The organism is Streptomyces griseoviridis, from assembly GCF_005222485.1.
Classification (GTDB): domain Bacteria; phylum Actinomycetota; class Actinomycetes; order Streptomycetales; family Streptomycetaceae; genus Streptomyces; species Streptomyces hintoniae.
Genome location: NZ_CP029078.1, coordinates 1970299 through 1981657 on the forward strand (window position 1 = coordinate 1970299; position 11359 = coordinate 1981657).

Here is an 11359-nt window from a genome sequence, read left to right on the forward strand (position 1 = left end):
CATGAACGAACGCGTCAGGGGAGCGCTGCGCTCCCCCCTCACCTTCTCCGTGCTCGCGGGCGTCGTCGTCGGCGCGCTGTTCCTGGTGGGCACGGGCGCCGATCCGGTGGCCGCCTACACGGCGGTGCTGACCGGGTCGCTCGGCCCGGACGGCATCGGCGCCACGCTGACGACGGCCACCAGCGTGCTCGGCATGGCGCTGGCGCTCGCGGTGCCGCTGCGGGCCGGTCTGATCAACCTGGGCGGCGACGGGCAGTTGGTGCTCGGCGGCATCACGGCGGCCGTGACCGGTCTGTACGTGCCGCTTCCCGGGCCGCTCGCGGTGGCCCTGGCGCTGCTCGCCGGGATGGCGGCCGGCGCCGGGTACGCGGTGCTGGCCGCCCTGTGCGAGACGAGGCTCGGGGTGCCGCTGCTGGTCAGCAGCCTGCTGCTGAGCTATCCGGCGGTGTCGCTCGCCTCCTACCTGGCCCGCTATCCGCTCAAGGAGCCCGGTTCGAGCCTGCCGCAGACGCGGGCGCTGCCCGACGGGGTGGCTCTGGCGTCGTTCGGCGGCTCGACCGTCACCGTCGGACTCGTCCTGGTGGTGCTCGCGGCCGCCGCGTACTGGTTCACCGACCGGCGCACCGCGCTCGGCTACGAGATCCGCATGACCGGCCTCAACTCCCGCTTCTCCGCCTACGCGGGTGTCGAACGCCGGGGCCTGACACTGAAGTTGATGTCGGTGTCCGGGGCGGTCGCCGGACTGGTGGGCGCGGTGGGGGTGTTGAGCTTCCCGTACCGGTTCGTCGACGGTTCGCTGACCGGGCCCGGCTACACCTGGACGGGTCTGACGGCCGCGCTGCTGGCCGCCGCGGCCCCGCTGGGCACCGTCGTGGCGTCGTTCTTCTTCGCCGTCCTCCAGGTGGGCGGACTCGCGATGGAGCGGACGACGGAGGTGCCGCGCGAGCTGACGCAGGTGCTGCAGGCCGTCGTGATCGTGTTCCTGGCGGCCCGGCTGCGGCTGCCCCGGCGCCGGTCGGGCCGCCGCAAGGAGGTGGTGTGATGTTCTTCGACGCCGATCTGCTGACGTCGGCGCTGCGCGCGCTGACGCCGATCCTGCTGGCCGCGCTGGGCGGTGCCCTGTGCGAGCGGGCGGGCGTGTTCAACATCGGTCTCGAGGGGATGATGCTGCTGGGCTGCTTCACCTCCGTGGCGACCTGCTGGTTCACCGGCAGTCCGTGGCTCGGGGTGCTGGCGGCGGCCCTCGCGTCGGCCGCGTACTCGCTGATCCTCGCGGTGGGCGCGGTGACGCTGCGCGGCGACGCGGTGGTCCTCGGCATCGCGATGAACCTGCTGGCCGTCGGGCTGACGAGTTTCCTGCTGCGCACCGTCTTCGGTGTGCAGGGCACCTTCGACGACCCGGCGCTGGCCGGGCTGCCGCTGGTCGGCGCCTTCACTCCGCTGGCCTGGCTGGCGTGGGCGGCGGTCGCGGTGGCCGCGCTGCTGCTGTCCCGGCATGTGTGGGGGCTCAGGCTGCGCGGGGTCGGCGAGGCGCCCGAGGCGGCGGCCACGCTCGGGGTGAACCCGGCGGCGTACCGGTACGGCGCGGTGCTGCTCTCGGGTGTGCTGTGCGGTCTGGCTGGTGCCCAACTCGCGCTCGGCAACGTCACGTTGTTCTCGCAGAACATGACGGCCGGCCGGGGCTGGATCGCGGTCGTCGCGGTGATGCTCGGCCGGGCGCTGCCGGTCGGTGTGCTGCTCGCCGCGCTGCTTTTCGGGCTCGCGGAGGCGGCCGGTTTCCGTCTCCAGGGCCTCGGTCTGCCCCAGCAGGCCACCGATGCCGCGCCGTACGTGGTCACGCTCGGCGCGCTGTTCCTGACGACGGCCCGCCGTCGCCGTACCCGTTCCGCTCCCGGAGTCGTCTCATGACACAGGATCTGCTGCCCATCACCCGCGTGCCGCGCACCGGGCTCCCCGAGCACGCGGTGGTGGTGGGCGACCCGGCGCGGGCCGCCGCCGTCGCGCGGCTCCTCGACGGCGCCGAGGAGGTGTCGTACCACCGCGAGTACCGCGTGTTCAGAGGGAGTTGGCGGGGGCTGCCGGTGGTGGTGGCGTCGCACGGGGTGGGGGGTCCCGGCGCGATCCTGCTGTTTGAGGAGCTGGCCGACGCGGGCGTCGGGACGTTCGTGCGGTTCGGTACGGCGGGCGCGATACGGCCGGGGATCGCGGACGGCGACCTGGTGATCGCGGAGGCGGCGGTGCGCGACGACGGTGTCACCCAGCAGTTGCTGCCGCCGGAGTACCCGGCGTTCGCGGCGCCCGAGGCGGTCCTCGCGCTGGAGCGGGCGGCGCGGGAGGCGGGCGCCCCGCACCACCGGGGCGTGGTGTGGACGCGGGCCGCGTTCCAGCCGGGCCTGATCCCGCTGACCGGGTACGACGGTGCCGGGCTCGCGGCGATCGAGATGGAGCTGTCGGCGCTGCTGGTGACGGCGTCGCTGCGGGGCCTGGTCGCGGGCGGGGTGCTGGTGGTGGACGGCGCCAACGCGGACGAGCTGGTCGACGCGGAGCGCACCGGCGGCTACGACCCGCACCGGGACGTCGTCGCGGCCGGGGTGGAGCGCGGTTCGGTGGTCGCGCTGGAGGCGCTGCGGCTGCTGGCGGAGGCGAACCGGACGTGAGGATCGACCTGTTGGTGCGCGGCGGTGACGTCGTGACCGTCGACGACGCGAACACCGTCGTGGTGGACGGGGCGGTCGCCGTGCACCGGGGCGAGATCCTCGCCGTCGGTCCGGCCGCCGGCGTCGCCGCCCGGTTCACGGCCGACGAGGTGCTGGACGCGGCTGGTGGTCTGGTGCTGCCGGGGCTCGTCAACGCCCACACCCATCTGGCGATGACGCTGCTGCGCGGCAGCGCCGACGACGTCACTCTTCAGGGGTTCCTCGAGCGGGTGGTGCGCCGGGAGAGCGAGCTGCTGACACCGGCGAACGTGGCGGCGGCGGTGCGGCTGGCGATCGTGGAGAGCGTGCGGGCGGGGGTGACGTCGGCGCTGGACATGTACTGGTTCCACGAGGCGGCCGAGCGGGCGGCGGCGGAGGCGGGGTGGCGGCTGCACACCGGGCCCACCTTCATGGACGTCCCCGATCCGGCCGACGGTCTCGGGTACGGGGAGCGACTGGCGTGGGCGCGGCGGGATCTGGCGGCGCGCGGACCGGCGGTGCCCGGCCGCCGTCCGGTGCTGTTCGCGCACTCCACGTACGCCCTGTCCCCCGCGCAGCTGGTCGAGATCGGTTCGCTGGCGCGGGAGTTCGGGGCGCTGCTGCATCTGCACGCGGCGGAGAACGGGACCGAGGTCGCGTCGGTGGAGGTGGCGCACGGCCGGCGTCCGGTGGAACTCCTGGACGATCTTGGCCTGTTGGGTCCTGACACGTTGCTGGCGCATGCGGTGGACCTCACCGGTCGTGAGATCGCGGCGCTGGCCCGTACGGGTACGGCGGTGGCGCACTGCCCGGTGTCGAATCTGAAGCTGGGGTGCGGAATCGCCCCGGTGCCGCGGCTGTTGGGCGCGGGGGTGACGGTGGGTCTGGGGACCGACGGCGCGGTCAGCTCGAACACGCTCGATGTGCTGGGGGCGGTGCGGATGGCGGCGCTGGTGCACAAGGCGGGCGGTGATCCGACGGCGGTGGGGGCGGAGCGGGCGGTGCGGATGGCGACGATCGAGGGGGCGCGGGCGCTGGGGCTCGGGGAGCATCTGGGGTCGTTGGAGGCGGGCAAGCGGGCCGATCTGATCGTGCTGGGGCTCGACGGTCCGCATCTGCTTCCCCGGCATGATCCGTTCTCGACGCTGGCGTACGCGGCGGGTGCGGCGGACGTGCGGGACACGGTCGTGGAGGGGCGGGTCCTGATGCGGGGGCGGCGGCTGACGACGCTCGACGAGGCGGCGGTGGTGGGGGCGTTGCCGGTGGCGCTCTGAGCTGAGGGTTCGGCGTTCGGGCGGTGGGGGGAGCCGCCATAATGCCCCCAAGACATCGGATGTCTCTTGGGCATGCGTGAACGACAGGGAGGCCCGCCATGGCAGTCACCGACGAGGCGATCGAGAAGATCAAGGGGATGATCGTCTCCGGCGCGCTGCGGCCCGGTGACCGGCTGCCGAGGGAGGGCGAGCTGGCCGCCGATCTGGGTCTGTCGCGCAACTCGCTGCGGGAGGCGGTGCGTGCCCTGTCGCTCATCCGCATCCTGGACGTGCGGCAGGGCGACGGCACCTATGTCACCAGCCTCGATCCGCAACTGCTGCTGGAGGCGCTGAGTTTCGTCGTCGACTTCCACCGTGACGACACGGTCCTCGAGTTCCTCGCGGTGCGCCGGATTCTCGAGCCGGCCGCGACGGCGATGGCGGCCCCCCGGATCAGCGAAGGGCAACTGGACGCGTTGCAGGCGCAGTTGGACCGGTTGGGTGCGGCGCCTTCGGTGGAGGAGCTGGTGGCGGCCGATCTCGACTTCCACCGGGGCATCGTGCGCGGTTCGGGCAACACGGTGCTCTGTTCGCTGCTCGACGGGCTGTCGGGTCCCACCACCCGGGCGCGGATCTGGCGCGGTCTGACCCAGGAGGACGCGGTCGCGGGCACGCTGCGTGAGCACCGGGCGATCCTGGCGGCGCTGCGGGACCGGGACGCGGAGGCGGCGCGGTCCTGGGCGACGGTGCACATCGCGAGTGTGGAGCAGTGGCTCCGATCGACGCTGTGAACATGTCATCGGAGGTGTGGTGGGGCCGCCGGGTCGCGGGGCCGGTCCGTGCCGGGGGTGCGGCCGGGGTGTTCCGGGGGGCCGATCGGGGCAGTGATCCGTTCGGTCCCCCCGTGCGAGGGGGCTGCGGGCGCCCTTGCCGCACGCCGTAAGGTTGGGACGTACGCGAGGGCACGTCGGAAGGAGGCGCTGGGTGATCGAGCTGGAGGGGGTTCCCGAGCTGATCGACCCAGTGATGGTGGCCGCGTTCGAGGGCTGGAACGATGCCGGGGACGCCGCTTCCACCGCGGTCGCGCACCTGGACAGGGAGTGGAAGGGCGAGGTGTTCGCGGCGCTGGACGCCGAGGACTACTACGACTTCCAGGTCAACCGGCCCACGGTGTGGATGGACGCGGGCGTGCGCAAGATCACGTGGCCGACGACCCGGCTCTCGGTGGTGAGAGTGGGTGGCGAGAAGCCGCGTGACCTGGTGCTGGTCCGCGGGATCGAGCCGTCGATGCGCTGGCGGTCGTTCTGCAACGAGCTGCTGGGGTTCGCGCACGAGCTGGGCGTGGAGCTGGTGGTGGTGCTGGGCGCGCTGCTCGGGGACACCCCGCACACCCGTCCGGTCCCGATCAGCGGGACGACGTCCGACGCGGATCTGGCGCGGCGGATGGATCTGGAGGAGACCAAGTACGAGGGCCCCACGGGCATCGTCGGTGTCCTTCAGGAGGCGTGCACGCACGCGGGGGTGCCGGCGGTGAGCCTGTGGGCGGCGGTGCCGCACTACGTGTCGCAGCCGCCGAACCCGAAGGCGACGCTGGCGCTGCTGAACCGCCTGGAGGACCTCATCGACGTGCGCATCCCGCTGGGCGAGCTGCCCGAGGACGCGCGCGCCTGGCAGGTGGGCGTGGACCAGTTGGCCGCCGAGGACAGCGAGGTCGCGGAGTACGTGCAGTCCCTCGAGGAGGCCCGAGACACCGCGGAGCTGCCGGAGGCGTCCGGCGAGGCGATCGCGCGTGAGTTCGAACGGTATCTGCGGCGCCGGGACGGCTCGGGCCCCGGTGGCGGGCACGCCACGGCCGACGGGAGCGACACGCCGTCGCCGTATCTGCGGGACAACCCGGGCGGCCGCACCCGCCCGCCGAAGCCGCCCAAGCCGGGCACGGACGACGACGACCCGTCGGACGACTGAGACGGCTGAGACGGCCGACCAGGCCGGCGGCGGCTGACGACGCGGCGCCGCGCCCGCCGCACGCGTGAGGGGCGCCCTTCCGGTTCCGGAAGGGCGCCCCTCACGCGTGGTCGGTCCGGCGGGCTACAGGGCGACGCCGAGCAGCGCGTCCACGGCCCGGGAGACGACGCCGGGCGCGCCGATGTCCGTGCCGCCCCGCTCCGCCTGGAGGGCCGCCCAGCGGTCGACGGCGGTGAGCGCGGCGGGGGCGTCCAGGTCGTGGGCGAGGGCCTCGCGGATCTCCTCGACGAGCGCCTCGGCGGGCGGTCCGTCCGGCCGGGACACGGCGGCACGCCAGCGGTCGAGGCGGTCCACGGCGTCCTGGAGTACCTGGTCGGTCCACTCCCAGTCGGAGCGGTAGTGGTGGGCGAGCAGCGCCAGGCGGATCGCGGCCGGGTCGACGCCGTCGCGGCGCAGCGCGGAGACGAAGACGAGGTTGCCGCGGGACTTGGACATCTTCTCGCCGTCGTAGCCGACCATGCCGGCGTGCACGTAGGCCTTGGCCATCGGGAACTCGCCGGTCAGCACCTGGGCGTGCGAGGCGCCCATCTCGTGGTGCGGGAAGGCGAGGTCGGAGCCGCCGCCCTGGACGTCGAAGCCCATGCCGAGGTGGTCGAGGGCGATGGCGACGCACTCGATGTGCCAGCCGGGCCGTCCCGGGCCGAGGGAGGCGCCGTCCCAGCTGGGTTCGCCGTCGCGGGCGGCCATCCACAGCATCGGGTCGAGGGGGTTCTTCTTGCCGGGCCGGTCGGGGTCGCCGCCGCGTTCGGCGGACAGCAGCCGCATGGCGGCGGCGTCCAGGCCGGAGACCTGCCCGAAGTGCGGGTCGGACTCGACGGAGAAGTAGACGTCGCCCTCGAGGTCGTAGGCGGCGCCCGCGTCCCTGAGCCGCTCGACCAGCGGCACGATGCCGGGTATGGCCTCGACGGCGCCTATGTAGTGCCGCGGCGGCAGCATCCGCAGGGCGGTCATGTCCTCGCGGAAGAGGGCGGTCTCGCGTTCGGCGAGGGCGACCCAGTCGACGCCGTCCCGCTCGGCGCGCTCCAGCAGCGGGTCGTCGACGTCGGTGACGTTCTGGACGTAGTGGACCTGCCGCTTGGTGTCGAGCCACACGCGCTGGACGAGGTCGAACGCGTTGTAGGTCGCCGCGTGACCCATGTGGGTCGCGTCGTACGGCGTGATGCCGCAGACGTAGAGACGGGCGACGGGACCGGGGGCGAGGGGGACGAGCCCACCCGTGGCGGTGTCGTGGATCCTCAGGTCGCGGCCCTGACCAGGCAGGGCGGGGACCTCGGAAGCGGGCCAGGCATGCATGTCATGAGCGTAACCGGACGGAACTTCCGGATACGAACCGGACCTGCCCATCTGGCCGGTAGGGCACTCTTGCGCCGCGATGGCCGCGTGTGCTGCGGAGCGCGTCCGGGGGCCCTAGACGGGCGGCCAGGGGATGGCGGGCCATTCGCCGCCGGGTTCGGGGTGCCTGCCGGTGGTGAGCAGGGCGCCGACCCGGGCGCGGGTCGCGTCGAGTTCGGCCGGGGTGATGAGGGGGGCGAGCCGGGCCGTGAGGTCGCCCGTGGGGCTCAGGGCGTCGCTCAGGCCCCGCAGGACGTCGACGGCCTCCGCGGTCAGCGGTTCGCCCGCCCAGCCCCACAGCAGGGTGCGCAGCTTGTTCTCGGTGTTGAAGGTGACGCCGTGGTCGATGCCGTAGAGCCGGCCGTCCGCCGCGGGCAGCAGATGGCCGCCCTTGCGGTCGGCGTTGTTGATGACGGCGTCCAGGACCGCGAGCCGCCGCAGCCGTTCGTCGTCGGCGTGCACGAGCAGCGCGGTCCTGCCCTCCCCGACGTCGGCGAGGCCGATCGCCTTCCAGCCCGGCTCCGGCTCCTCGGCGTCCACCAGGGCGAGGAGGTCGCCGCCCGGCTCGCCCTCGATCCACTGCTGGCACATTCCCTCGCCGTAGGGGCCGTCGCGCAGCACGGTGACCGGGACGAGGCCCCAGCCGGTGGCCTCGGACACCTCGTAGGCGGCGACCTCGCGCTGGGCGAGCGTGCCGTCGGGGAAGTCCCAGAGCGGGCGTTCGCCGCGGACCGGCTTGTAGACACAGGTGACTTCTTCACCCGCGTGGGCGACGGCGCAGTAGAGCACCGCGTTGGAGGCGTCCCGGATCTGGCCGCGGACGGTCAGTTCACCCCGGGTGAGGTGGTCGGCCGTGGTCACGCTCCCCGGCGGTATCCGTTCTGGCGCGGACATACGTGTCCTTCCGGGTCGAGCGGGAGGCTGCACAGCGGGCAGGGCGGGCGGCCGGCGTTGACGACGTCGAGGGCGCGCTTGGCGAAGGCCCGCGCCTGGGTGCCGGTGAGCCGGACCCGGAGCATCGGGGGGCCGTTCTCCTCGTCCTGGAGGAGCCGTTCCTCGGCCTCGGCGAGGTCCTCGTCGGTGTCGGCGTCCAGTTCCACCAGGGCCTGTGCCTCGACGATCATGCGCTGTTCCTCGCCGTCCCAGGCGAGCGCCATGGTGCCGACGCGGAACTCCTCCTCGACCGGGGCGTCGAGCGGCGCGGTGTCGGAGATCTCGGTGGGGGTGACGGCCGGTACGGCGGCGCTGCCCCCGCTGCGCCTGACGACCTCGTCGAGGAGTTCGTCCATGCGTTCGGCGAGGGCGGCGACCTGGGTCTTCTCCAGGGCCACGCTGGTCACCCGGGCGCCCGCTGTGGCCTGGAGGAAGAACGTACGGCGTCCGGGCAGTCCGACCGTACCGGCCACGAAACGGTCCGGCGGGTCGTAGAGGAACACCTGACGGGACACGTCCTGTCTCCTGGAGTCGTGGATGGGGGCGGCGCTACTGCGACCGCTTCACCCTACTGCGCCCGACGATCACGGTGCGCCCGCACCGCCCCCGACCGGGGCGTCGTCGGCCGGCGGGGTCTCGCGCGGCGCCAGTGACGCGAGGTCGCCGGTGTCGCCGAGGCGGACGAGAAAAGGCCGCAGACGGGTGTAACGGATCGCTGTGATGGAACACGGTTCTACGGAGATCCGCTGGAAGAGGTCGAGATGAAGTCCGAGGGCGTCCGCGACAAGGGACTTGATGATGTCGCCGTGCGAGCACATGAGGTAGACGGCGTCGGGGCCGTGGTCGCGCTCCACGCGCGCGTTCCATTCGCGTACCGCCTCGGCGGCGCGGGTCTGCATCGCGCGCATCGACTCACCGCCGGGGAACGCGGCGGCCGACGGGTGGGCCTGGACGACCTCCATCAGGGGTTCGCCGGACAGCTCGGCGAGCTTGCGGCCGGACCAGTCGCCGTAGTGGCACTCGCCGATCCGCTCGTCGCTGTGGGCGGTGAGCCCCGGGCGGGCGGCGAGCAGCGGCGCCACGGTCTCCTGGCAGCGTTGCAGGGGGCTGGCGACGACCTCGGAGATCGGCAGCGCGGCGAGCCGGGCGGGCAGCGCGGCGGCCTGCGCGGCGCCGCGTTCGTCCAGGGCGACGCCGGGCGTCCAGCCGGCGAGCACCCCCTCGGTGTTGGCGGTGGAGCGTCCGTGCCGGACCAGGATCAACGTGGGCATGCGGCCCAGGGTAGGCACTCCACGGGGTGCGCGGGGACGCGGGTGACAGGAGAATACGCTCCGTGATCGTCGACTGTGCCATCTACCGGGACGGGCGCCGTACCGAGGGACCGGAGGACTTCTCCGACGCCGTCGACGAGGCGCGGGCGGCCGGCGGGTTCGTGTGGATCGGGCTGCACGAGCCGTCGGATCGCGAGTTCGGCCTCGTCACCGAGGAGTTCGGGCTGCATCCGCTGGCCGTGGAGGACGCTCTCAAGGCCCATCAGCGGCCCAAGCTGGAGGTGTACGACGACTCGCTGTTCATGGTGCTGAAGCCGGTGGGGTACGAGCCCGAGCAGGACGTGGTGAGCACCGACGAGGTGATGGTCTTCCTCGGCGACGCCTTCGTGGTGACCGTCCGTCACGGCGAGGGGGCGGGGCTGCGGTCGGTGCGGCAGCGCCTGGAGCGGGACCCGCAGATCCTGGAGAAGGGTCCGACGTCGGTGCTGTACGCGATCTGCGACGACGTCGTCGACCACTATCTGGACGTGGCGTCCGAGTTGCAGACGGACCTGGAGGAGCTGGAGGCGGAGGTGTTCTCGCCCGACCAGGGCGGCTCGCGGCACATCGCGTCCAGGATCTACACGTTCAAGCGGCAGATCCTGGAGTTCCGGCGGGCGACGGTCCCGCTGATGCCGCCGCTGACCCGGCTGGCCGGGGTCGGCACGAGCGGGCTGACGGTGCCGTTCGTGAACCAGAAGGCGCGGCCGTTCTTCCGGGACGTCAACGACCATCTCGCGCGGGTGAACGAGTCCGTGGAGGGCCTCGACCGGCTGGTGTCGGACGTGCTGTCGGCGCATCTGGCGCAGATGAGCGTCCGGCAGAACGACGACATGCGGAAGATCTCCGCGTGGGCGGCGATGGCCGCGGTGCCCACGATGATCGCGGGCATCTACGGCATGAACTTCGACCACATGCCGGAGCTGCACTGGCTCTGGTCGTACCCGGTGGTAATCGCCGTCATGGCGGCGCTCGAGGTGCTGCTGTACCGGACGTTCAAGAAGCGTGGCTGGCTGTGAGGGGTCAGGCGAACTCGGCGGCCGCGGTGGCGTGTCCGCCGAGCGGGTCGGGCGTCGACGGGGCCCTCAGGGTCACCATCCGGCGCCACCCGACGAGGCGTTCGAAGCCGTAGACGGCGTGGATGCCGGCCCGCAGCGCCGCCGACCTGGCCCACCGCCAGCCCAGGATGCGGCCCATGTGCGCCATGACGGCCAGGCTGACGTCCCGGTAGATCCGGATCTCGGCGAGGGCGCAGGCGCGCAGGGTGGCCCGGATGGTGTGGCCGTGTCCCGCGCGGGCCAGGCGCAGCAGTTCCTCGTGGCAGTAGGCGAGGTGGTTGTCCTCGTCGTCGGAGATCATGCGGACCGCGCGGCCGAGGTCGGGGTGGTGGGCGAAGTGCCGGCGCAGCAGCCGCATCTGCTCGGAGGCGCGCTGTTCGGTGACGCGGCTGTGGGCGAGGTAGGTGACGATGTCGGCGACCGTGAGGGGTTCGTCGGACCTGAGCCGCTGGTGGGCGAGGCCGATGCCTTGGCGTTCCAGGATCATCGTGTAGTCGGTGTCGGGCGGCACCGGGACGGGTGCGATGCCGCGTTTCCTCAGCAGGGCGTTGAAGATCCGGCCGTGTTTGTCCTCGTCGGCGCCGTGCCGGGCGATCTTGGGGGCGAGGGCCTGTTCGGCGCGGGGGGCCAGGGCGGCGATCCGGGCGTTCTCCCAGCCGCCCTGGGACTCGCCGCCCGCGGCGATGGAGCAGAAGAGGGCGAACGACCGGTCGTCGTCGAGCATCTCCTGGAACAGACTCTTGGCCGAAAGCATCGTGACCACCTCTCCGCAG

Annotated in this window: 12 protein-coding genes; 7 read left to right on the forward strand and 5 right to left on the reverse strand. The window is 72.9% G+C overall.

Annotated elements, in window-relative coordinates; all coding sequences use genetic code 11:
• Position 1: 1 nt before the first annotated feature.
• The 6 genes from DDJ31_RS07785 to DDJ31_RS07810 all read left to right on the forward strand — a co-directional run bounded on the left by DDJ31_RS07785 (position 2) and on the right by DDJ31_RS07810 (position 5893).
• Positions 2-1042: an ABC transporter permease gene (locus tag DDJ31_RS07785; RefSeq protein WP_127181021.1), complete on the forward strand. Its 1041-nt coding sequence runs from the start codon at positions 2-4 to the stop codon at positions 1040-1042.
• Entirely contained in the window at positions 1042-1908 is an 867-nt protein-coding gene (locus tag DDJ31_RS07790; RefSeq protein WP_127181020.1) for an ABC transporter permease, read from the forward strand. The genes DDJ31_RS07785 and DDJ31_RS07790 overlap by 1 nt, the downstream gene beginning before the upstream one ends.
• Complete coding sequence (locus DDJ31_RS07795) at positions 1905-2657, forward strand: nucleoside phosphorylase (protein WP_127181019.1); 753 nt, start codon at positions 1905-1907, stop codon at positions 2655-2657. Before DDJ31_RS07790 ends, DDJ31_RS07795 begins: the two co-directional genes overlap by 4 nt.
• Positions 2654-3949, forward strand: coding sequence for an amidohydrolase (locus tag DDJ31_RS07800; RefSeq protein WP_127181018.1), 1296 nt, complete (start codon positions 2654-2656; stop codon positions 3947-3949). Before DDJ31_RS07795 ends, DDJ31_RS07800 begins: the two co-directional genes overlap by 4 nt.
• 98 nt (positions 3950-4047) lie before the next feature.
• Positions 4048-4719, forward strand: a complete 672-nt coding sequence (locus tag DDJ31_RS07805) for a FadR/GntR family transcriptional regulator (RefSeq protein ID WP_127181017.1) — start codon at positions 4048-4050, stop codon at positions 4717-4719.
• A 193-nt stretch (positions 4720-4912) separates the two neighbouring features.
• Positions 4913-5893 (forward strand): PAC2 family protein, encoded by a 981-nt coding sequence (locus DDJ31_RS07810; RefSeq protein ID WP_127181016.1) that lies wholly within the window; start codon positions 4913-4915, stop codon positions 5891-5893.
• Between the two features lie 123 nt (positions 5894-6016).
• On the opposite strand, the gene mshC is transcribed toward DDJ31_RS07810, so the two are convergent.
• From mshC to DDJ31_RS07830, 4 genes are all read right to left on the reverse strand, one after another.
• Complete coding sequence (gene mshC, locus DDJ31_RS07815) at positions 6017-7246, reverse strand: cysteine--1-D-myo-inosityl 2-amino-2-deoxy-alpha-D-glucopyranoside ligase (RefSeq protein WP_127181015.1); 1230 nt, start codon at positions 7244-7246, stop codon at positions 6017-6019.
• 114 nt (positions 7247-7360) lie between these two features.
• Positions 7361-8179 carry an SCO1664 family protein gene (locus DDJ31_RS07820; RefSeq protein ID WP_171480786.1) on the reverse strand — a complete coding sequence of 273 codons (819 nt, stop codon included), beginning with the start codon at positions 8177-8179 and terminating at the stop codon, positions 7361-7363.
• Positions 8143-8733 (reverse strand): DUF3090 domain-containing protein, encoded by a 591-nt coding sequence (locus DDJ31_RS07825; RefSeq protein WP_127181014.1) that lies wholly within the window; start codon positions 8731-8733, stop codon positions 8143-8145. The genes DDJ31_RS07820 and DDJ31_RS07825 overlap by 37 nt, the downstream gene beginning before the upstream one ends.
• A 69-nt stretch (positions 8734-8802) precedes the next feature.
• Positions 8803-9489: a histidine phosphatase family protein gene (locus DDJ31_RS07830; RefSeq protein WP_127181013.1), complete on the reverse strand. Its 687-nt coding sequence runs from the start codon at positions 9487-9489 to the stop codon at positions 8803-8805.
• Positions 9490-9551: 62 nt separating this feature from the next.
• Between DDJ31_RS07830 and corA the strand changes: the two genes are divergently transcribed.
• Positions 9552-10547: a magnesium/cobalt transporter CorA gene (gene corA, locus DDJ31_RS07835; RefSeq protein WP_164785023.1), complete on the forward strand. Its 996-nt coding sequence runs from the start codon at positions 9552-9554 to the stop codon at positions 10545-10547.
• Between the two features lie 4 nt (positions 10548-10551).
• Here corA and DDJ31_RS07840 read toward each other — a convergent pair whose 3' ends face one another.
• Entirely contained in the window at positions 10552-11340 is a 789-nt protein-coding gene (locus DDJ31_RS07840; protein ID WP_127181012.1) for a ferritin-like domain-containing protein, read from the reverse strand.
• Positions 11341-11359: the final 19 nt, after the last annotated feature.

Bases quoted from the DNA above. Each gene is read 5' to 3' on its own strand.
- DDJ31_RS07785 (WP_127181021.1), top strand. From the start codon at position 2: ATGAACGAACGCGTCAGGGGAGCGCTGCGCTCCCCCCTCACCTTCTCC.
- DDJ31_RS07790 (WP_127181020.1), top strand. From the start codon at position 1,042: ATGTTCTTCGACGCCGATCTGCTGACGTCGGCGCTGCGCGCGCTGACG.
- DDJ31_RS07795 (WP_127181019.1), top strand. From the start codon at position 1,905: ATGACACAGGATCTGCTGCCCATCACCCGCGTGCCGCGCACCGGGCTC.
- DDJ31_RS07805 (WP_127181017.1), top strand. From the start codon at position 4,048: ATGGCAGTCACCGACGAGGCGATCGAGAAGATCAAGGGGATGATCGTC.
- mshC (WP_127181015.1), bottom strand. From the start codon at position 7,246: ATGCATGCCTGGCCCGCTTCCGAGGTCCCCGCCCTGCCTGGTCAGGGC.
- DDJ31_RS07820 (WP_171480786.1), bottom strand. From the start codon at position 8,179: ATGTCCGCGCCAGAACGGATACCGCCGGGGAGCGTGACCACGGCCGAC.
- DDJ31_RS07830 (WP_127181013.1), bottom strand. From the start codon at position 9,489: ATGCCCACGTTGATCCTGGTCCGGCACGGACGCTCCACCGCCAACACC.
- DDJ31_RS07840 (WP_127181012.1), bottom strand. From the start codon at position 11,340: ATGCTTTCGGCCAAGAGTCTGTTCCAGGAGATGCTCGACGACGACCGG.